The sequence below is a fragment of the Ramlibacter sp. genome (genome assembly GCF_036383835.1).
GTDB lineage: Bacteria > Pseudomonadota > Gammaproteobacteria > Burkholderiales > Burkholderiaceae_C > Ramlibacter.
The window spans coordinates 18,794-37,808 of sequence record NZ_DASVNN010000011.1; the positions used below are offsets into that span (position 1 = coordinate 18,794).

The 19,015-nt window shown below is 68.9% G+C and carries 19 protein-coding genes; 10 read left to right on the top strand and 9 right to left on the bottom strand.

Translation table 11 applies throughout. The annotated features are described in order from the left end of the window. Positions 1-34: 34 nt before the first annotated feature. Complete coding sequence (locus VF522_RS01590; RefSeq protein ID WP_330906453.1) at positions 35-955, bottom strand: LysR family transcriptional regulator; 921 nt, start codon at positions 953-955, stop codon at positions 35-37. Positions 956-1,059: 104 nt separating this feature from the next. On the opposite strand from VF522_RS01590, the gene VF522_RS01595 reads away from it, so the two are divergent. The 3 genes from VF522_RS01595 (at position 1,060) to VF522_RS01605 (ending at position 3,730) form a co-directional block, all read left to right on the top strand. Further along, positions 1,060-2,025, top strand: a complete 966-nt coding sequence (locus VF522_RS01595) for a tripartite tricarboxylate transporter substrate binding protein (RefSeq protein ID WP_330906454.1) — start codon at positions 1,060-1,062, stop codon at positions 2,023-2,025. Positions 2,026-2,126: 101 nt separating this feature from the next. Next, positions 2,127-2,813, top strand: coding sequence for an RraA family protein (locus tag VF522_RS01600; RefSeq protein ID WP_330906455.1), 687 nt, complete (start codon positions 2,127-2,129; stop codon positions 2,811-2,813). After that, entirely contained in the window at positions 2,810-3,730 is a 921-nt protein-coding gene (locus tag VF522_RS01605; protein WP_330906456.1) for an NAD(P)-dependent oxidoreductase, read from the top strand. The genes VF522_RS01600 and VF522_RS01605 overlap by 4 nt, the downstream gene beginning before the upstream one ends. A gap of 101 nt (positions 3,731-3,831) precedes the next feature. Here the strand turns inward: VF522_RS01605 and htpG are convergent, their stop codons facing one another. Further along, entirely contained in the window at positions 3,832-5,742 is a 1,911-nt protein-coding gene (gene htpG / locus VF522_RS01610; protein WP_330906457.1) for a molecular chaperone HtpG, read from the bottom strand. A gap of 169 nt (positions 5,743-5,911) precedes the next feature. On the opposite strand from htpG, the gene VF522_RS01615 reads away from it, so the two are divergent. Together VF522_RS01615 and VF522_RS01620 are read left to right on the top strand one after the other, a co-directional pair. Then, the gene (locus VF522_RS01615; protein ID WP_330906458.1) at positions 5,912-6,103 is read left to right on the top strand and encodes a hypothetical protein; all 192 of its coding nucleotides are present in this window, start codon (positions 5,912-5,914) and stop codon (positions 6,101-6,103) included. Positions 6,104-6,368: 265 nt separating this feature from the next. Continuing rightward, positions 6,369-7,115, top strand: a complete 747-nt coding sequence (locus VF522_RS01620; RefSeq protein WP_330906459.1) for a helix-turn-helix transcriptional regulator — start codon at positions 6,369-6,371, stop codon at positions 7,113-7,115. A 5-nt stretch (positions 7,116-7,120) separates the two neighbouring features. Here the strand turns inward: VF522_RS01620 and VF522_RS01625 are convergent, their stop codons facing one another. From VF522_RS01625 to VF522_RS01655, 7 genes are all read right to left on the bottom strand, one after another. Continuing rightward, positions 7,121-8,113 carry an SCO family protein gene (locus VF522_RS01625; protein WP_330906460.1) on the bottom strand — a complete coding sequence of 331 codons (993 nt, stop codon included), beginning with the start codon at positions 8,111-8,113 and terminating at the stop codon, positions 7,121-7,123. A 16-nt stretch (positions 8,114-8,129) separates the two neighbouring features. Further along, positions 8,130-8,600 carry a hypothetical protein gene (locus VF522_RS01630; protein ID WP_330906461.1) on the bottom strand — a complete coding sequence of 157 codons (471 nt, stop codon included), beginning with the start codon at positions 8,598-8,600 and terminating at the stop codon, positions 8,130-8,132. Between the two features lie 24 nt (positions 8,601-8,624). After that, positions 8,625-10,805, bottom strand: a complete 2,181-nt coding sequence (locus VF522_RS01635) for a multicopper oxidase family protein (RefSeq protein ID WP_330906462.1) — start codon at positions 10,803-10,805, stop codon at positions 8,625-8,627. Positions 10,806-10,996: 191 nt separating this feature from the next. Beyond that, entirely contained in the window at positions 10,997-11,299 is a 303-nt protein-coding gene (locus VF522_RS01640; protein ID WP_330906463.1) for a DUF4148 domain-containing protein, read from the bottom strand. Positions 11,300-11,506: 207 nt separating this feature from the next. Beyond that, positions 11,507-11,803, bottom strand: a complete 297-nt coding sequence (locus tag VF522_RS01645) for a DUF4148 domain-containing protein (RefSeq protein ID WP_330906464.1) — start codon at positions 11,801-11,803, stop codon at positions 11,507-11,509. 123 nt (positions 11,804-11,926) lie between these two features. After that, positions 11,927-13,270 (bottom strand): sensor histidine kinase, encoded by a 1,344-nt coding sequence (locus VF522_RS01650; RefSeq protein ID WP_330906465.1) that lies wholly within the window; start codon positions 13,268-13,270, stop codon positions 11,927-11,929. Next, positions 13,267-13,944 carry a response regulator transcription factor gene (locus tag VF522_RS01655; RefSeq protein ID WP_330906466.1) on the bottom strand — a complete coding sequence of 226 codons (678 nt, stop codon included), beginning with the start codon at positions 13,942-13,944 and terminating at the stop codon, positions 13,267-13,269. Before VF522_RS01655 ends, VF522_RS01650 begins: the two co-directional genes overlap by 4 nt. 318 nt (positions 13,945-14,262) lie before the next feature. On the opposite strand from VF522_RS01655, the gene VF522_RS01660 reads away from it, so the two are divergent. The 5 genes from VF522_RS01660 to VF522_RS01680 all read left to right on the top strand — a co-directional run bounded on the left by VF522_RS01660 (position 14,263) and on the right by VF522_RS01680 (position 19,001). Beyond that, positions 14,263-14,730, top strand: coding sequence for a spore coat protein U domain-containing protein (locus VF522_RS01660; protein WP_330906467.1), 468 nt, complete (start codon positions 14,263-14,265; stop codon positions 14,728-14,730). A gap of 66 nt (positions 14,731-14,796) precedes the next feature. Continuing rightward, positions 14,797-15,309, top strand: coding sequence for a spore coat protein U domain-containing protein (locus VF522_RS01665; RefSeq protein WP_330906468.1), 513 nt, complete (start codon positions 14,797-14,799; stop codon positions 15,307-15,309). A gap of 31 nt (positions 15,310-15,340) precedes the next feature. Further along, positions 15,341-16,093: a fimbrial biogenesis chaperone gene (locus tag VF522_RS01670; protein WP_330906469.1), complete on the top strand. Its 753-nt coding sequence runs from the start codon at positions 15,341-15,343 to the stop codon at positions 16,091-16,093. A 60-nt stretch (positions 16,094-16,153) separates the two neighbouring features. After that, positions 16,154-18,526 carry a fimbria/pilus outer membrane usher protein gene (locus tag VF522_RS01675; protein ID WP_330906470.1) on the top strand — a complete coding sequence of 791 codons (2,373 nt, stop codon included), beginning with the start codon at positions 16,154-16,156 and terminating at the stop codon, positions 18,524-18,526. Further along, a complete protein-coding gene (locus VF522_RS01680) occupies positions 18,495-19,001 on the top strand; it encodes a spore coat U domain-containing protein (protein WP_330906471.1) in 507 nt (168 codons plus the stop codon). The genes VF522_RS01675 and VF522_RS01680 overlap by 32 nt, the downstream gene beginning before the upstream one ends. Positions 19,002-19,015 lie beyond the last annotated feature (14 nt).

Sequence of the window (19,015 nt, forward strand, 5' to 3'; positions counted from 1 at the left end):
CCGTCATGCCCGCGGAGGCGGGCACCCAGAGCGTTCAGGAAGCGGCCGCCCGGCCGCGTTTCTTTGGTGGCCGCGCTCCATGCCCCTCCGCCAGCAGGTCGATCAGCCGCTGCGCCGCCGCCGAGATGTAGGCCTTGTCGCGATACGTCACCACCAGCCGGCGCAGCATGGTCGTCTCCTTCAGCGGGACTTCCTTCAGGCCCGGCAGCGCCTTGGACCCGAGATGGTGGCGCGAGATGAAGCTGAGAAGTCCCGTTTCCGCGATCAGCGTGGGCAGCATCAGCAGCATCGTGCTTTCCACCTGCACCTGCGGCCGCGGCAGCCGGCGCCGGTCGAAGGTGTGGTCCAGCCAGTCGCGCGTCGGCGCGCCCGGAGGCTGCAGGACCCAGCGATAGCGGGTCAGGTCCTTCAGCGTCGGCTGGCCGCGGAAGATCTCGTGCTCCGCGCTGGCGGCCACCACGATCGCGTCCTCGGCCAGCAGCTTCGAAACCATGCCGGGATCGGCGTGGGTCTCGGTGGCCACCAGGAGGTCGAGCTCGCCCTGGCGCAGCAGCGGCTTGAGCGAGTCGACCAGGCCCACCACCGTGCGCAGCGTGACGTCGGGCCCCTCCTGCAGCAGCTGGCGCGCCGCGGCCGGCAGCAGGAACTGCGCGGCCGTCGGCACGATGCCGATGCGCACGTGGCCCGCCAGTCCGCTGCCGATCGCGGCGATCTCGCGCCGCGCGTCCTCCATGTCGAAGCGCACCCGCTGCGCCCATTTGAGCAGCACCCCGCCCGCCGACGTGAGGCGGATGCCGCGGCCGGCGCGCTCGAACAGCGGCGCGCCGCAGTCCTCTTCCAGCCGCCGGATGCTGCTGGTGAGCGCCGGCTGCGTGCGGTGCAGCTTCTGCGCGGCGCGCCCGACGTGCTGCAGCTCCGCGATGGTCTCGAAATAGCGCAGGTCTCGCAGGTCCATTGCAAAAGTCCGGTGGATGGATCGGAAGAAATTATCGATTGGACCGGAGGTCCATGGGTGCCGATACTCCGCCCATTCCAATTCCATTCAAGGAGACGAAGCCGATGTACACCCGCCGCCTGCTGCTCGCCCTCGCCGCTGCCGCCGCCTGCAGCACTTCCTTCGCCCAGGCCTGGCCTGCCAAGCCGATCCGTCTCGTCGTGCCCTTCCCGGCCGGCGGCGGCACCGACATCATCGGCCGCGAAGTCACCCAGAAGATCACCGAGGCCACCAAGTGGGCCTTCATCGTCGACAACAAGCCCGGCTCGGGCGGCAACATCGGCATCGACAACGTCGCCAAGTCGCCGGCCGACGGCTACAGCCTGGTGCTGGGCCAGACCAGCAACCTGGCGATCAACCCCAGCCTGTACGCCAAGCTGCCCTACGATCCGCTCAAGGACCTGACGCCGATCACGAAGGTCGCAAGCGCGCCGCTGACGCTGGTGGTGTCGGCCGACTCCCCCCTCAGGAACCTGGGCGACCTGGTCGCCGCGGCGAAGGCCAAGCCGGGCTCGATCAACTTCGCCACTTCCGGCAACGGCACCGTCGCCCACCTGGCGACGGAAATGTTCCAGAAGGAAGCGAACGTCAAGCTCACGCACATCCCCTACAAGGGCGCCTCGCAGGGCATCAACGACGTGATCGGCGGCCAGGTGCAGGTCTACGTCTCGTCGATCCCGACGCTGATCGGCCACATCAAGAGCGGCAAGCTGCGCGCCCTGGCCGTCACGTCCGCCAAGCGCGTCGACGACCTGCCGCAGGTGCCGACGATCGCCGAATCGGGCTACAAGGGCTTCGAGGCGGTCACCTGGTTCGGCATCCTCGGCCCCGCCAACCTGCCCAAGGACGTCACCGCTCGCCTGAACACCGAGATCAACAAGGCCCTGAAGACGCCCGAGCTGCAGAAGAAGCTGAGCGACCAGGGCGCGGACGTCGCCGGCAGCACGCCGGAGCAGTTCGGCAAGCTGGTCCGCGACGACATCACCCGCTGGGGCAAGGTCGTCAAGGACTCCGGCGCCAAGATCGACTAAGCCTCCCTCTCCCTCCCCCCACAGGCAGCCGTGCAGTTCCCCGCGCAAAGCGGGGTGGGCACGGCTTTGCCTTCCGCGACCCCACTTCCCCAGGAACGCACATGACCTCTTCGCCCGACATCATCCGTGACTTCGACCGAGTGCCGGCCGACATCGTGAAGCAGGCCGCCGAATACCAGGCCGCCATCCTCGCCGACGTCGCCGGCCGCCGCGGCGCCCTGCATGGCCGCATCGCCGCGCTGCGCCCCGACATGAAGGTCGTGGGCACCGCCTTCACGGTGGACGTGCGCCCCGGCGACAACCTCATGATCCACGCCGCCATGTCGCTGGCGAAACCCGGCGACGTGCTGGTGATCGACGGCAAGGGCGACCAGACGGCCGCCCTCATGGGCACCATCATGATGACGGCCTGCCAGCAACTGGGCATCGCCGGCGTGGTGATCGACGGCGCCGTGCGCGATGCGCTCGAGATCGAGGAGATGAAGTTCCCGGTCTTCAGCGTCGGCACCAACCCGAACGGCCCGACCAAGTTCGTGCCCGGCCGCATCGGCCATCCCGTGACGGTCGGCGGCGTGACGGTCCATCCCGGCGACTTCATCCTCGGCGACGCCGACGGCGTGGTCGTGGTCGAACGCGACAAGATCGCCTCGCTGCTGCCGCTGGCGGCCAAGAAGGTGAAGGACGAAGCGGATCGCATCGCGGCCATCAAGAAGGGCGACACCGCCGCCAAGTGGCTGGACGGCGCGCTGCGCGCCGCCGGCGTGCTGAAGGAAGGGGAGCGCCTGTGAGCGGCAAGCCCGTCCTCCTGGTCACCGCCGCCGACCTGGCGCCGCAGGCGCTCGCGCTCCTGCGCGACTACGAAGTGGTCTACGCCGGCAAGACGCCGACCGAGGACGACATCGTCGCACTGTGCAAGCGGCACGATCCGCAGGCCATCATCGTGCGCTACAGCAAGGTCGGCGCCGCGGCGATGGACGCGGCCCCTTCGCTGCGCGTGATCTCCAAGCACGGCAGCGGCACCGACACCATCGACAAGGTGGCGGCCAAGGCGCGCAACATCGAAGTGCGTGCCGCCGTGGGCGCCAATGCCGCAGCCGTCGCGGAGCAGGCCCTGGCGCTGCTGCTGGCCTGCGCGAAGTCCGTCCCGAAGATGAACGCCCGCATGCACGGCGGCTTCTGGGACAAGGCGACGCACAAGAGCATCGAGCTGGGCGGCCGCACCATCGGCCTGGTCGGACTGGGCGCGATCGGTGCGCGCTTCGCCCGCATGGCGAAGGCGCTGGACCTGCGCGTGATCGGTTTCGATCCGTATGCCAAGTCCGCCCCGGACGGCGTGGAGCTCGTGGACCTGGAGACCCTGTGGCGCTCCGCGGACGCGATCTCCTTCCACTGCCCGCTGACGGAAGACAACCGCAACCTCCTGAACCGCGAAACGCTCGCCAAGTGCAAGCCGGGCGTGATCGTGGTGAACACCGCGCGCGGCGGCCTGATCGACGAGGCCGCGCTGCTGGAAGCAGTGCGCTCGGGACAGGTGTCTTCCGCCGGCCTCGACAGCTTCGCGGTGGAGCCGATGACAGCGGGGCATCCCTTCCACGGCGAGGAGCGCATCATCCTCAGCCCGCACATCGGCGGCGTGACGGCGGATGCGTACGTGAAGATGGGTGTGGCGGCGGCGGAGAACGCGCTGGCGGTGCTGCACGCATGATGGGCGTCGGGGTTCGGCGCTGCGCGCGCTCACCCCGACCTACAGGAGACCGGGCAGTTCGTAGGTCGGGGTGAGCGCGAAGCCGAACCCCGACGCACCGATCAGGCGAGCAACGCGTTCACCCGCTTCACATAAGCCGCCGGATCCTCCGGCATCCCGCCTTCGGCCAGCACGGCCTGGTCGAACAGGATGTGCGCGAGGTCGTGGAAGTTCGGCGAGCCTTCCAGCTTCTGCACCAGCGGGTGGGAGGCGTTCACCTCCAGCACCGGCTTCTGGTTCGGCGCCTGCTGGCCGGCCTGCTTCAGCAGGCGCGCCAGTTGCAGGCTCATGCCGCCTTCGGTGACCACCAGGCAGGCCGGCGAGTCGACCAGGCGCGTCGTGACGCGCACGTCCTGCGCCTTGTCCTTCAGCGCTTCCTTCAGCTTCGCCAGCACCGGCTTGAAGCTCTCGGCGGCTTCCTCCGCCGCCTTCTTCTCCGCCTCGTCCTGCAGCTGGCCCAGGTCCACCTGGCCCTTGGCCACCGATTGCAGCGGCAGGCCATCGAACTCGTTGAGGAAGGACAGCGCCCATTCGTCCACGCGGTCCGTCATGAACAGCACCTCGATGCCCTTCTTGCGGAAGATCTCGAGCTGCGGGCTGTTCGCGGCGGCGGCCTGCGTTTCGGCGGTGACGTAGTAGATCGCCTCCTGCCCTTCCTTCATGCGCGCCTTGTAGTCGGCCAGCGAGACGCCGGCGACGTCGCTGCCGGTCGACGCGAAGCGCAGCAGCCTGGCCAGGCGCTCGCGGTTGCCGAAGTCCTCGCCCAGGCCTTCCTTCAGCACGGCGCCGAACTCGGCGTAGAACTTCGCGTACTTCGCCTTGTCCTCTTCCGAGGCCGCTTCGTCCATCCCGGCCTTCGCCATGTCCTCCAGCATCGACAGCACGCGGCGCGTGTTGCCTTCGCGGATCGCCTTCACGTCGCGGCTTTCCTGCAGCAGCTCGCGGCTGACGTTCAGCGGCAGGTCGGCGGAGTCGATCACGCCCTTCACGAAACGAAGGTAGGAGGGCAGCAGGGCCTCCGCTTCGTCCATGATGAACACGCGCTTGACGTACAGCTTGACGCCGGCCGACTTGTCGCGGTTCCACAGGTCGACGGGCGCATGCGCCGGGATGAACAGCAGCTGCGTGTACTCGGTGCCGCCTTCCACGCGGTTGTGCGTCCAGGCGAGCGGGGCCTCGTGGTCGTGGCTGATGGACTTGTAGAACTCCTGGTACTGCTCGGGCGTGATGTCCTTCTTCGCGCGGGTCCACAGCGCGGTGGCCTGGTTCACCGTCTCCCATTCGTCCGTGAGAACGTGGTCGCCGGGCTGGCCCTCCTCGCCCTCCTTCCACTCTTCCTTGCGCATCAGGATGGGCAGCGAGATGTGGTCGGAGTACCGGCCGACGATCGACTTGAGCTTCCAGGTGGAGAGATAGTCCAGCGCGTCCTCGCGCAGGTGCAGCGTGACGGCCGTGCCGCGCTGCGGCCGCGTGATCGTCTCCACCTCGAAGTCGCCGGCCCCGGCGCTCGTCCAGCGCACGCCCTCTTCCGGCTTCTGGCCGGCACGGCGCGATTCGACCGTGATCCTGTCGGCGACGATGAAGCCCGAATAGAAGCCCACGCCGAACTGTCCGATCAGCTGCGCATCGGACTTCTGGTCGCCGGAGAGACGCCCCATGAACTCGCGCGTGCCGCTCTTGGCGATGGTGCCCAGGTTGTCGATCGCTTCCTGCTGCGACAGGCCGATGCCGTTGTCGGCGATGGTGAGCGTGCGCGCATCGCGGTCGAAATCCACCCGCACCTCGAGGTTCGGCGCGTCCTCGTACAGCGCGGCGTCGTGCAGCGCCTCGAAGCGCAGCTTGTCGCAGGCATCGGAGGCGTTGGAGATGAGCTCGCGGAGGAAGATCTCCTTGTTCGAATACAGCGAATGGGTGACGAGGTGCAGCAGCTGCGCCACCTCGGCCTGGAAGGAGAGGGTCTGTTTCTGGCTCATGGCGTGTCGTTTGGATCGGCGCGACGGCGGCGAAAACCTCCGGTCGGGCCGTGAACTTATCAGGGCGCGTGATGCTACTGCACCTCGTCGTGAAGTTTTCGACGTTTCCCGCCGAGTATCGGCGCCCGGCGGCGCGGGACCGGTGCAACCGGTCGTTACAGTGGCAGGCATGAGGATCGAACTGCCCCCCGCTTCGTGGGCCGACACGGCACAGCGCGCCGAAGACGACGCCCACACGCTCACCGTGGCCGCGCCCGCCGCCGCGGACTGGGTGCAGTGGCAGTGGCCGACCGGTCCGGAGGAAACCCTCCGGGTCGAGGTGCCGGGCGAGCAGCCGCGCCGCCTCACCCTCACTTTCTGAGCGCTTCGCGCGCTTTCCCTGCAGCCCTTTCGAGCGCCTGCGCGCGATAGCGCCGCACTGCCGGGCGCCGTGGTTACGGCGCGCAATCGCAGGTAACAGGCTGCGCGGCCGCTTCACCAAAAAAATCCGCTCGACCTCTTGTCACCGCTTCTTCCCGGGAGCAAGTTCCGCTTGTTGGCAAGACGCATGGGAGACGGGCCGACGCCCAGCCGAAGCGGGCGCGGTCGGGATGAACCTCAGAACAAATGTTCACAAGGAGGCCCCCATGAGCGGTACGGATTCCTCTGCGGTCCGCGTTTTCGCGACGGACTCGCGCCCCCTGATGCTCCAGGGCATCGCCGCGATCGGCGACAGGGGCAAGCCCCTGCTCGAGCTGGTCGCGGCCGAGACCGACTATCGCGCCGCCGTGCAGCAGGTCGAGCGGCTGCTGCTCGGCTGGCTGGCGGACGGCATGACGCCGATGGATGCCTTGCGCCTGCTGGTCCGATGCTGCCGGGCCCGGGTCCTGCTCCTGTGCGACCTGAAAGGTGTGCCCACCCGGAACGAGCAGCCCGTGCCCGCCGTCGTCAACGGCGGCGCCCTGGTCGACGAGCCCGTCGAGCGCATGGTCGAGGCGATCCTGCAGTCGGTCTGCCCGGCGCAGGAGGCCGACGCAGTGGAGTGCATCGCGTGCGAGGCGCCGCAGATCGCAGTGCGGCCGCCTGCACCGGCGACACCGGCAGCCGCCTGGCCGCACGTCGAAGCGGTGGCCGAACCCGCCGTCCACGCGAAGCACCCGCTGACCGCGCGCGAGCTCGAAGTGATCCGCGCCGTCGTGGCGAACCCTTCGGCCAAGTACCTCACCATCGCCGCGATGCTGAAAGTCAGCGAGCACACGGTGCACAACCACCTCACCAACATCTACCAGAAGCTCAATGTGGTGAACCGCACCGGCCTGCTGCATTACGCGATCACGAACCGGATCGCCGGCGTCGGCGCGGCACCCGCTCGCCACGCAGACGCCGCGTCCTGAGTCGCTCAGCGCCTGGGCTCCGGCGCATTGTGATGATGGTGCTGCGCGTTGCCCGCGCCGGCGTTTGGTGACGCGCCGGCCGATGTCGCCGCCCGGCTCTGCTGCGCGAGCCAGGCCACGAGCCCCCTCACGTCGTCTTCGCCGAGGGACAGGTTGGGCATTGGAACGCCGCCGTACTTCTTCGACAGTGCGACTGCGGTCGGGTCGCGTTCGGCGAGCACGCGTTCGGGCTCCTTCAGGTAACGCGCCAGCCAGGCCGCGTCCCGCCGTTGCGTTACGTTCAATAGGTCGGGGCCGATGCGGTCGCCGGCACCCATCGTGTGGCAGGAGCTGCAGCGGCTCTCGAACAGATACTGCGACTTGCTGATGTCCACCACCCGGGCCTGGCCGTAATCCTGGGTCGGCAGCGCATCCTTCCACTGGAAGAACGATGCCATGGTGGTGGCGAGGAAGCGCGGGTTGTCCACCGAGGAGGTGCGCATCCACTGGCCGCCGCGGTCGTCTCCCAGCATCAGGCTGGAAGCATGGCCGTCCTTGCTGAAGGCGTCGCTCGTGCGCGAGAGTCCGAGCTTGCGCGTCAGCAGCTGGATGTCCTGCTTCCTGCCGGTGAGGAACAGCCATCCCGGGCCGACGCCGAAGCGGGCGGCGTAGGCCTTGAGGACCTTGGGCGTGTCACGCTCCGGGTCGATGCTGATCGAATAGAACCAGACGTCGCGGCCCACGCGGCCGGCGAGCAGGCGCTGCACTTCGGCCAGGCGCGCCGTCTCCAGGGGACACTCGTCGACGCAACTCGTGTAGATCACGTTCACGGCGACCGACTTGCCCTTGACCAGGTCCTCGTAGAAGTGCACCTGCCTGCCGTCCTGCGTGGTGAGCACCACGTCGGGAAAGTAGTCCGCCCCCCACTTGTTCGCGGCCGCCGGCGCGGCGGACGCGGCGACGGCCAGCAGCACGCCGGCCAGCAGGCCGCGCCAGCCGGCCATTCGTCGAAAGTTCATCGTCGCTCCCGGCACTTCACGGATTCCGGACGGGAGTCGCGCGCACGGTGACCTGCCGGGCCGGGTTCGTGACGACCTGCAGCGAAACCACTCCGGTGCGCGCCGTACGCGGGTTGTTGCCCGGCCCGTAGGGGAAGGTGACCTCGAACTCGTCGAAGGCCTTCAGCGGGCGGCGCACGATCACCAGCGCTTCCGTGCCGAAGGCTGCACGGCTGCCGAGGCCGATGCCCCGGATGGTGCTGAAATCGATGGTCAGCTCCAGCACGTCGGGGTTCAGGAATACCGCGTCCTGGACGATGCGGGTCTCGATGCTCAGCTGGCCGGCGAAGTTGACCCTCTCGATCGGGTGGTCGAGCATTCCCTGGATCGGAACCCGCGCATTCGCCTTCGCGACCTGCGCGTCGGCCGACACGGGGGTGAGCAGCGGCATCGCCGCTGCCGTGCAGGCGGCCGCTGCGAGGCAGCCGCGGCGGATGACGGAAAGCATGGCGTTCCTCCAGTGCGTGTGCGCTCAGGCGGTGGGCAGCACCTGCGTCGGTGCCTGGAACTTCACGCCGTAGGGCGTGGGGATCGGCGTGGGCAGCGCCTGCAGTTCGCCGAGCTGCCAGCGCAGCAGCATTGCGTTGTCCTCGTGCACGGTGTTGTGGCAGTGCTCCATGAACATGCCGCCCCAGTCGCGGAACTGCAGGCTGATGGTGATGCTGCCGCCGGGCCGCAGGCGGTAGACGTCCTTGCGGCCGCGCTCCCATGGCGGCACCAGGCTGGCGCTGCCGTCGCGCGCGAGCACCAGCCCTTCCTCGAAGTGGATGTGGATCGGATGGTCCCAGCCGCCGCCGCCGTTGACGAGCGTCCAGATCTCGCGCGATCCCGGCCTGGGCGCAGCGGAAACGCGGCCGTAGTCGGCGTTCAGCATGTCGCCGCCGTCGGTCTTGATGCCCCAGGGGCCGAACGCCGACGACACCGGGTCGCGGGTGACCTGCTTGCCGCCGCGGCCGAACTCGAAGGTGCGGCGGCGCGCGATCGGAACCCTGGAGTGATCGGGATTCTCGATCAGGTTCATGCCGCCGGGCTTCGAGAAATCGCGGCTGGGATCGGGGGCCGGCGCCTGCCCCTTCACCCGGAATTCGAGGATGGGCCCGACGCACGGGTCGGCGGAATTGCCGGACATCGCTTCGCGGATCGACAGGTCGTTGGCGACCCGCCGCCCGTTCTGGTGCTCCGCCAGGTTCACCAGGTAGATCTTCGTGCCGTCGGAATAGCTGGAGAAATCGATCACGATGTCGTAGCGCTCGGCGATGCCCTGTTCGTCCAGTTCCGTGAGCTGCACGGCCCGCGGCAGCAGGTTGCCGTCGTTGCCGATCTGGAGGATCGGCGCGGCGTTGCTGAGGGCCAGCTTGTAGAAGCGGCCGACCGAGCCGTTGAGGATGCGGAAACGGTACTTGCGGCGCGCGACCTCGAAATAGGGCCGGTAGGTGTGGTTCACCATCATCACGTCGCCGAGGAAGCCGTCGAGGTCGAAGATGTCGAACGTGAGCTGGCCGCCGGTGTCGAAGGCCTTGTCGCTCAGCAGGAGGTTGACGTCGTAGTCCAGGTTGCCCCAGTCCTTCTTCGATCCGCTCGGCAGCCGCAGGTTGACCCCGTCCTCGAGCGCCTCGTTGCCCCGGTCCAGCGAGCTGTAGATGTTCATCATCGCCGCGTTGCCCTTGTAGACGTTCTGCGAGGTGAAGCTGAACATGTGGTCGTGGAACCAGTGCGTGCTCATGGTCTCGCGCCAGTCGCCCGGCAGCTTCCGGATGCCGCCCGAGCCGTCGGGGCTGCCGCAACGCGGATCGGTCGCCGCGGTATTGAAGGTGCGGAAGCCCGCATGCACGATCGGCCAGTGGTAGTCGTAGTACTGCCCGGGGTAGAAGAAGGCGCCGGTGAAGCCGTCGTTCTCCGCGCCGTGGTGGCCGTTGTGCTCGTGCGTGGTGATGGTGTTGCGGCCGAAGCCGTTGTTCTCCGTGACCTTTCCGGGCAGCTTGTTGTGGTGCCGGAACAGGACGGGCTCGCCGTAGCGCACGAGCAGCAGGTTCGGCGGGGCGTTGCCGTCGAAGGTCCACATCGCCGTGCCGCTCTGGTCCGGCATCAGCGGATGGAAGCAGGGCCGCACCGGGTCCGTTTGCAGGATGCCCGAATTGCCGCTGGAGGGCACGCCCGGGTCGTAGTCGTCGCAGGTGTTGGCGCCCTCCTGGAACGCCTCCACCGCCACCACCGGCGCGAAGTCGGTCCAGCCCTGGTGCGCCCACATCGGTCCGGGCGGCCGCCCCTCCTTCGGGCCCGGCACCGCCACGCCGTCCGGTCCGAACACCTGCGTCTTGTCGGTGTTCGCCTGCTCGAGCGGAGCCGGCGAGAGCGTCGAGATGGCACTGCGCTTGAACTGGGTGAAGCGCAGCATCCGCGCGGTGAACGGCTTGGCGCCGAACATCGGACTGCGCGGCAGGAGCACCAGGTCGGTGGCACGGGCGCTGGGCAGGAACGGATGCAGGCCGTACTTCAGGGCCACGCCGCCCCCCGCCGTGATGAGCCCCATTTTCAGCAGCTCGCGCCGGCTGACCTGCCCGTGCGACAGCGCCCGGATGATCTGCTGGCGGTGGTAGCGCGCGCGCTCCGCGATCCGGATCGCCGCGGCGGAAGCGTTCTCGGGCAAATACATGGTGGAAGGCTCCGTGCGTGGTGTTTCCCCTGGCACGTTCCAATCTAGGCCGGAGCCTGCATCCGCGCATCGACCGAAACTCCTGCGCGATGCAGGAGTTTCGGCCAGAAGAGCAGGAGGCTTGCGCATCGATCGCGCCAAGGCAAAAGGGCTGCATCGCTGCAGCCCTTGCTTTCCCGAAGCGGCGCCGGTCAGAGGCTGCGCTCGCCCGACGGGATCTTGCCCAGGCGCACCGCATCGACCGTCTCGGCGCGCACCGTCCGCACGTCGACCGTCGACTGCAGCGTCGCGATCGCGCGGGCGCCGGGTTCGTCGATGCTGCGCGTGGCGGGCACCCGCGCGGCCTCGGCCATCACCTCGGCGCGGGTACGGTTGCCCTCGAACTTGATGGCGAACTGCTGGGAAGGATCGATGCTGTCGGCGCGGGCGATGCCCGAGAAGGCGGCGGCGAGGGCACCGATGGTGGTGGCGGCGAACAGGATCTTGGCATTCATGGCGGGGACCTTTTCAGTGAGGGGTGGGACCGGGTGGTTCGGTCTCCGCTTCCTGTGCGTCGACCGTGATCTCAATGTAGGTGCCTGCCTTTAGGCGACTCTGAGCGCTTCGTTAGGCGGGGATGAGGGAGCACGCAGGCGCTTGCCGCCGCGACAAGGAAAAAGGGCTGCATCGCTGCAGCCCTTGCTTCCTGCGGGAAGTGACGATCAGAGGCTGCGCTCGCCCGACGGGATCTTGCCCAGGCGCAGCGCGTCGATCGCCTGCGCGCGCACCGACTGCGCGTCGACCGAAGATTGCAGCGGCGCGATCGCGCGCGCGCCGGGCTGGTCGATGTTGCGCTTGGCGGACACCTGCGCGGCCTCGGCCATCACCTCGGCCTGGGTGCGGTTGCCCTGGAACTTGATGGCGAACTGCTGCGAAGCGTCGGCGTCGTCGGCACGGGCGGCGCCGGAGAAGGCGAGGGTACCGAGGGCAGCGGCGGCGAGCAGGATCTTGGCATTCATGGCGGGAACCTTTCAGTGAGCGTTGGAACCGGGGTTGATCGGCCGACGCTTCCTGTGCTTCGACCGTGTTCTCACTGTAGGTAGCCGCCCTTAGGCGACTCTGAGCGCTTTGTTAGGTGAGGATTAGGGGGTGGATTCGATGCGCGCGATCAGGCCGCTGCGGTCCTGCCGGTTGCGCAGCGTGAGCAGCAGGCCGGCGCGCTGCGCCGCCGCCTGCGCGATCGAGAGTCCGAGGCCGCTGCCGCCGGGGCCCGTGCCCGGGACGCGGAAGAAGCGGTCGAACACGCGCGGCAGCAGTTCCTGCGGGATGCCCGGGCCGGTATCCACCACCTCCACGGCGACATGTCCCTCGTCGCGCAGCAGGCGCACGTCCACGACGCCGCCCTCGGGCGTGTAGCGCAGCGCGTTCTCGATCAGGTTGTCGAGCAGGCTGCGCAGGTCGCCCACCGCGCACTGCAGCGTGATCGGGTCGCAGGGCGGCTCGGGGCCGACGAGCCCCAGGTCGATGTTGCGCTGGTCCGCCAGGCCGATCAGCGTGTTCATGCTGTCGCGAAGCTGCATCTGCAGGTCGACGATCGCGGGGCCGTCGGCGCCTGCTGCTTCCTGCCGCGACAGGCGCAGCAGCTGGTCGACCAGGCGGCTCGCGCGCTTGACGCCCGCCTCGAGGTGGGCGAAACGGTCGGCGGCGGCGGCGCAGTTGACGTCCTGCCGCATGTTTTCCACCTGCAGGCCGATCGCCGCGATCGGCGTGCGCAGCTCGTGCGCGGCGTCCTGCACGAAGCGGCGCTGCGTCGCGAAGGCGTCGCGCAGTCGCCGCAGCAGGCTGTTGAAGGACTGCACCAGGGGCGCGATCTCGCTCGGCACGTTGTCCACCGGCAGCTCGGTGATGGTGTGCTCGTCCTGCTGCGCGGCCCGCCGGCCGATGTCCTGCAGCGCGCGCGACATCGCGCGCGCCACCAGCCACAGCACGAACATCGACAGCGGCAGCAGGATCACCACCGGCGCGACCGCCGCGCCCGCGCGCTCGGCGGCGAGCTTGGTGCGGAAGGATCCGCTCTGCAGCACCTGCACCGTGCGGCCGTCGCCGCCCTGCGTGACATAGGCGCGCCAGCGCGAGCCCTGGTGGGCCACGTCGTGGAAGCCTTCGGCCTGCCTGGGCACGCGCAGTTGCGGCCAGGAGCTGGACACCAGCGCGCCTTCCGGCGCCCAGGTCTGCACGACGTAGGCGCCCCATTTGTTCACCTTCTCGGCGTCCTGCTGCGGCGGCTGCACGGCCGGATAGGCCGCGAGCGACTGCGCCAGCTGCTGCATCTGTTCGTCCATGAAGCCGCTGACCATGCGCGAATAGGTCCACCACGACAGCGCGGCGGACATCGCGGCCACCAGCAGGAACAGCGGCACCAGCCACAGCAGCATGGCGCGGCGGATCGAGCACATCGGCCCGTTGGGAAAGACGTGCCATTTCATGCGGAGGCTCCCGTGGAACCGCCGGCGACGCGCCAGCCCAGCCCGCGCACGTTGCGGATGGCTTCGGGCCCGAGCTTGCGCCGCATGCCGTAGATCAGGACGTCGACCGCATTGCTGGTGACCTCCTCGCCCCAGCCGTAGATGCGGTTTTCCAGCTGTTCGCGCGAGAGGATCGCGCCGGGGCGCTCCAGCAAGGCGTGCAGCAGCGCGAACTCGCGCGCCGACAGCTGCGAGCGCCCGCCCTGCACCAGCACCTCGCGGGTGGTGAGATCCAGCTGCATCGCGGCGTTGCCGATGATCGAATGGGCGGCGCCGTCGCGGCGGCGGATGATGGCCCGCATGCGCGCGAGCAGCTCCCGCATCTCGTAAGGTTTGAGCAGGTAGTCGTCGGCGCCGAGGTCCAGGCCGTGCACGCGGTCGTCGACGCCGTCGCGCGCGGTGAGCACGAGCACCGGCGTGCTGTCGCCGCTCCCCCGCGCGTGGCGCAGCACCTCCACGCCATCCCGCTTGGGCAGGCCCAGGTCCAGCAGCACGCAGGCATAGTCGCCGTCGGCCCAGGCGCTTTGCGCCAGCAGGCCGTCCTTCACCCAGTCGACCGACCAGCCCTGGGAAGACAAGGCTTCGCGCAGGCTGTGCCCGATCATCTCGTCGTCTTCCACCAGCAGCACACGCATGTTCGGCTCTCCTGCGGCGGACGGTAGCACTTGAGTCTTAGGCCGGCGTGAGCGGGGCGCGGCGAGGCGACCGTCACATTCCGGCCACGGCCACCGGTCAGCGCCGGCCATCCGCCTGTCCTGCTGTAAACCCGAAGTTCGCCACACCGGTGCAACGAAGTGTGCCAAATTGCGCGGCTGAGCCTGCCGGGCGCGCGCAAGTCTTTGATTTGCCTGACTGGCGATGTTGCAAGTCGTTACCGGCTCGCCTACAGTTCGCTTACGGGAGCTTAGGCAAGACACCTAAGCAACGTTAGGACGAATCGCTAGGAGATGAACATGAGCAAGATCTTTCGCATGACGGCAATCGCCGCCTTCGCCGCCCTCGCCGCCTCGGCTTCGATGGCCGAGACCATGAACATGGACGTCAAGGCGTCCGTGACGGGCACCTGCAAGCTGGCGGCCGCCAACGCGCTGGACTTCGGCGCGCTGGACCCCGTCGCTGCCCCCGCGGTGACCGGCAAGACGACCACGATCACCTACCTGTGCACCAAGGGCAAGACCCCGGCGGCGCTGACCATCAACGGCGGCTCCGGCAGCACGACCAGCTCCATGGTCCACGCGACCGTGGTGGCCGACCTGATCCCCTTCTCCCTGACCTGGAGCACGACGCTGCCGGCAGGCCTGGGCATGGGGACCGGCAAGGAAGTGACCGTCACGGTGTCGGGCGACATCGCCGCCGGCGTGTACTCCAACCTGACGGCCGGCAACTACTCGAAGACGCTGACGGTCGACTTCACGCCCTGATCCCCTTCACGGCAAAGGACTCGGGCGCCACGGCGAAAGCCGGCGCCCGATTTTTTTCCCCGCACCATGCAGTTTCAAGACGTGACCCGCGCGCCCGCCCGGTCCGCGTGGACCCTGTGCGCCCTGGCGGCCGCCGCGACGTTCCTCGCGCCGGCAGCCCAGGCCGAGACCCGCGGCTTCGCCGTCGGCGCGGTCATCGTGTCCAAGAGCAACTGCAAGTTCAACACGCCCACCCTGCTGCTCGATTTCGGCACCATCAACCCGGCGTCGACGACGACGGCCACGGCCAGCGTGAGCAGCAGCGTCACCTGCAACGGTGGCCAGGGAAGCACCGTCACCCTCGCCTTCACGCTGGGCGCGGGCACCTTCGACAGCGGCCCCGGCGCCCGGCGCATGCGCCACGCCACGACGCTCACCGAATTCCTGCCGTACAGCCTGGGCGTCACGCCCGCGTCGGCGACGATCGCCAAGAACGGCACGCTCGCCTTCACCGTGAACGGGTCCATCCTCGCGTCGCAGTTCCAGAATGTGATGGCCGGCAACTACACCGACCGGGTCGCCATCACCGTCTCGCCTTGACCTTTTGTCGGGGCGGACCCACAGTGACGAAATGCCTTTCCTGAAGTTCCTGCGGCGGGTGGCCGCCTGCCGCATGCTGGCGCTCGCCGCCTGCGCGCTGCCCCTGTCCTGCCTCGCCGCCAGCTTCTCCGTTTCGCCGATCCGCGCCGACCTCAAGCCGGGCGTGCTGAGCGAAACCATCACGGTCACCAACGATTCCCCCGCGCGCCTGCGGGTGCTGGTGAAGCTGGTGGAGTGGACCCAGGACGAGACCGGCAAGGACGTCTACACGGAAAGCGCCGACCTCGTGTACTTCCCGCGCCAGATGGACATCGAGCCCGGCGCCAAGCGCCTCGTGCGCGTGGGCGCCAAGGCGCCGGCGCAAGGCAGCGAGCGCGCCTACCGGCTGTTCATCGAGGAAGTGCCGTCTCCCTCCGCGGGCGGCCCGACGGCGGTGAGCTTCTATTTCCGCTTCGGCGTGCCGGTATTCGTCACGCCCGGCGGGGCGGCAGCCAAGCCGGAGATCGCGCAGCCGAAGCTGGCGAAGGGCAAGCTGTCCCTGGCCGTGAGCAATCCCGGCTCGCAGCATTTCCGCGCCGCGCGCGTGAATTTCACCGACAACGCCGGCTGGTCGCGCGACGTCAACGGCTGGTATTCGCTCTCCGGCACGGCACGCACCTACCAGGTGGACGTGCCGCCCGAGGTGTGCCGCAGGACGCGCAAGTTCTCGGTCACGGTCGAAGGGGCGGAAGACAACATCAAGTACGAGCGCAGCCTCGATGTCGACCCGGCGGCCTGTTCCTGATCGTTGCCGGCCGCGCGCGGATCGTGCCTGCGCCCGCGCCACCGGTGCGCGCCGGGGCGCATGAAGCTCCATGCCCGCTCCGCCGCCTTCCTGATCGCCTGCATTTTCTCGGCCACGGCGCCGCTGCTGCATGCGCAGGCGGTGCCCGCGGCCAGCCAGGACAACGCGGATGAACTGATCGTCACGGTGCGCGCCAACGGCGTGTCCCGCGGCGAGTTCACGGTGCTGCGCACGGCCGACGGCGATTTCTGGATCGCCGCGCAGGACGTCGAGCGGCTCAAGCTGACCCCCAGGCCGGAGGCGCGCCGCCGCACGCTGGCGGGCGACTACTACTCGCTGCGCGACCTGTCGAACCAGAGCCTGCGCTTCGACGAAGCCAACCTCTCGCTGAACCTGGACTTCCCGGCGGGCGCGCTGGAAGCCACGCGCATCGACCTGTCGGGCCGTCCGCCGCGCGGCGAGATCACGACGCCGCCCGCCAGCGCGATCCTCAACTACCGCGCCGGCGTGCGGCAAGCGGACGTCGGCCCCATGCAACTGCGGCTGAACACCGAGCTGAACGCGCGCGTGGGCGAGGTGCTGTTCCGCCAGGAAGCGAAAGCGGAGACCGGGCGCAACCTGCCGGTGTTCGCGCGTGGCGTGACGCAGGTCGTCTGGGACGACCGCCGCGACGGCCGGCGCCTGCTGCTCGGCGATCAGCTCACCGCGGGCGGGCCTTTCGGCAGCAGCTTCCCGGCCGCGGGCCTGTCGGTGACCAAGCTGTTCTCGATGACGCCGGACGTGCTGTACCAGCCCACCGCGAACTTCCAGGTCTCGACCAGCACGCCCTCGCAGGTGGAAGTGGCGGTGGACGGCAACCCCGTCTACCGCACGACGGTGGCGCCCGGCCCGGTGAACGTGCAGAACCTGCACTACTACAGCGGCGTGCGCAACGTGAGCGTGACGGTGATCGACGCCAACGGCAACCGGCAGGTCTACGAGCAGCCCTTCCTCTTCACCGACACGGTGCTGGCCCGGGGCATGCACGAATACAGCTACTTCCTCGGCAAGCGTTCCGAGCTGGGCTTCGACGACCGCTGGCGCTATCGCGAGCAGGCGTGGCAAGGCTTCCACCGCTACGGGGTGAGCGACCACCTGACCCTCGAAGCCGGCGCCGAAGGCAACCCCGACTTCGCCAGCGGCGGCGCCGGCGTCACCTTGCGCAGCGACCTTGCCGGCCTGCTGTCGGTGGGCGCTCTGGGCAGCGTCGACCGCGTGAAGGACCGCACCGCGCAAGGCTGGTCGACCCGCTACACCTACATCGCGCCGCGCGCGACTTTCTACGCCACGCGCAGGCGGCTGGACCCGGGGTTCCGCACGTTCGCGTCGGCCAGCACCAGCAACGCGCTGCTCGCGGAGACGCGGCTGGGCGGTTCGCTGCGCCTGAGCGAGATGGCCAATGCCTCGCTGGACTACACGCGCGCCAGCGAGACGGGCGGGCGGCGGGAGAACTTCGCCGTGCGCCTGTCTTCCAGCATCACGCGGCAGCTGTCGATGTTCGCGGAATACAGCCGCTCGAGGACAGGAGGCGGCAGCGAGTCCTGGGCCTTCAACACCTACCTGCGCTACGAGCTCGACCCGCAGCACTGGACGGGCGGGACCTATCGCGCCAGCCGCGACTTCCGCGCGGTGGAGGCCGAGGTCGGGCGCAAGCTGCCGCAAGGCGAAGGCGTGGGCTACCGCGTGGGCACGGTGCTCGGGCGCACGCGCGGCGAACCGGCCGAATCGGCGCACGCGGCGGCCAACTGGAACCTGCGCCCGGTGAGCTTCGACTTCAACGCCAGCACGCAGACGCGCGGCGGCCAAAGCTGGTTCGCCGAAGCCGGCGTGTCCGGCGCCTTCGTCACGCTGGACGGCTACGTGGGCGCCACGCGCCAAGTGCCGGACGGCTTCGCGCTGGCGCGGCTGGGCGTGCCGCAAGGCGGCGTGGACGTGTACCTGAACAGCCAGGTGCAGGGCCGGACCGATGCCGACGGCAACCTGCTGATCCCCAACGTGGGCGCCTTCGGCCGGCAGGACGTGACCCTGGACGACAAGAAACTTTCGATGGAATACAGCCTTGCGCGCAAGCGCGTGACGATCGCGCCGGCCTACAAGAGCGGCACGCTCGTGAACTTCGGCGGCAAGAAGCTGCAGGCGGTGACGGGCCACGCCTGGCTGCAGCAGGCGGGCGGCCGCAAGCCGATCGCCTCGCGCGCGTGGACGGTGACGGGACCCGGCGGCCGCCTGGCGATCGAAACGGCACCGTCCGGGGACTTCTACCTGGAAGACGGGCCGGCGGGACGCTATACGGGAAGCGTGCAAGTCGACGGCAAGGTTTATTCTTGCGCCATGGACATCCCGAGCTTCACGGAGGCAGTGCATGAATTGCGCGACGGCCTGGTCTGCCGCTAGGCCCCTGCTGCTGGCGGCGTGCGCCGCCTTCGCGGCGCCGCTGGCCACCGCTGCCGTGAGCTGCGGCATCGTCAGCGGCACCAGCACCAATTTCGGCGCCTACGACATCACGTCGACGGCGCCGGCCGACACCGTGGCGACGCTGCAGGTGCGCTGCGACAGCGTCGAGCCCGGCAACCCGAACATCACGCTCACCGTGACGGTCGGTGCGGGCAACGGAGGATCGGTGAACAATCGCCGCTTGCGCCACACCGGCGGCAGTGCCGACGTCCTGAACTACGGCTTGTTCCGCGACGGCAGCCGCTCCGCGGTGTGGGGCGTCACGCCCGGCATCGACGCGATGACGCAGACGGTGAAGGTGCAGAACAACCGCACCGCCCAGGCGCTGTTCACGATCTACGGGCGCATTCCGCCGCTGCAGGACGTGACGCCGGGGGACTACGCGGACCTGGTGCAGGTGACGCTGTCGCCCTGAACGCAACCCGCCAT

What these genes read in the sequence shown, in the direction of transcription:
- VF522_RS01640 (WP_330906463.1), bottom strand. Translation starts at nt 11,299, where the DNA reads ATGAATGCCAAGATCCTGTTCGCCGCCACCACCATCGGTGCCCTCGCC.
- htpG (WP_330906457.1), bottom strand. Translation starts at nt 5,742, where the DNA reads ATGAGCCAGAAACAGACCCTCTCCTTCCAGGCCGAGGTGGCGCAGCTG.
- VF522_RS01625 (WP_330906460.1), bottom strand. Translation starts at nt 8,113, where the DNA reads ATGAACTTTCGACGAATGGCCGGCTGGCGCGGCCTGCTGGCCGGCGTG.
- VF522_RS01620 (WP_330906459.1), top strand. Translation starts at nt 6,369, where the DNA reads ATGAGCGGTACGGATTCCTCTGCGGTCCGCGTTTTCGCGACGGACTCG.
- VF522_RS01675 (WP_330906470.1), top strand. Translation starts at nt 16,154, where the DNA reads ATGAAGCTCCATGCCCGCTCCGCCGCCTTCCTGATCGCCTGCATTTTC.
- VF522_RS01650 (WP_330906465.1), bottom strand. Translation starts at nt 13,270, where the DNA reads ATGAAATGGCACGTCTTTCCCAACGGGCCGATGTGCTCGATCCGCCGC.
- VF522_RS01635 (WP_330906462.1), bottom strand. Translation starts at nt 10,805, where the DNA reads ATGTATTTGCCCGAGAACGCTTCCGCCGCGGCGATCCGGATCGCGGAG.
- VF522_RS01615 (WP_330906458.1), top strand. Translation starts at nt 5,912, where the DNA reads ATGAGGATCGAACTGCCCCCCGCTTCGTGGGCCGACACGGCACAGCGC.
- VF522_RS01590 (WP_330906453.1), bottom strand. Translation starts at nt 955, where the DNA reads ATGGACCTGCGAGACCTGCGCTATTTCGAGACCATCGCGGAGCTGCAG.
- VF522_RS01680 (WP_330906471.1), top strand. Translation starts at nt 18,495, where the DNA reads ATGAATTGCGCGACGGCCTGGTCTGCCGCTAGGCCCCTGCTGCTGGCG.
- VF522_RS01665 (WP_330906468.1), top strand. Translation starts at nt 14,797, where the DNA reads ATGCAGTTTCAAGACGTGACCCGCGCGCCCGCCCGGTCCGCGTGGACC.
- VF522_RS01595 (WP_330906454.1), top strand. Translation starts at nt 1,060, where the DNA reads ATGTACACCCGCCGCCTGCTGCTCGCCCTCGCCGCTGCCGCCGCCTGC.
- VF522_RS01630 (WP_330906461.1), bottom strand. Translation starts at nt 8,600, where the DNA reads ATGCTTTCCGTCATCCGCCGCGGCTGCCTCGCAGCGGCCGCCTGCACG.
- VF522_RS01645 (WP_330906464.1), bottom strand. Translation starts at nt 11,803, where the DNA reads ATGAATGCCAAGATCCTGCTCGCCGCCGCTGCCCTCGGTACCCTCGCC.
- VF522_RS01655 (WP_330906466.1), bottom strand. Translation starts at nt 13,944, where the DNA reads ATGCGTGTGCTGCTGGTGGAAGACGACGAGATGATCGGGCACAGCCTG.
- VF522_RS01670 (WP_330906469.1), top strand. Translation starts at nt 15,341, where the DNA reads ATGCCTTTCCTGAAGTTCCTGCGGCGGGTGGCCGCCTGCCGCATGCTG.
- VF522_RS01660 (WP_330906467.1), top strand. Translation starts at nt 14,263, where the DNA reads ATGAGCAAGATCTTTCGCATGACGGCAATCGCCGCCTTCGCCGCCCTC.
- VF522_RS01600 (WP_330906455.1), top strand. Translation starts at nt 2,127, where the DNA reads ATGACCTCTTCGCCCGACATCATCCGTGACTTCGACCGAGTGCCGGCC.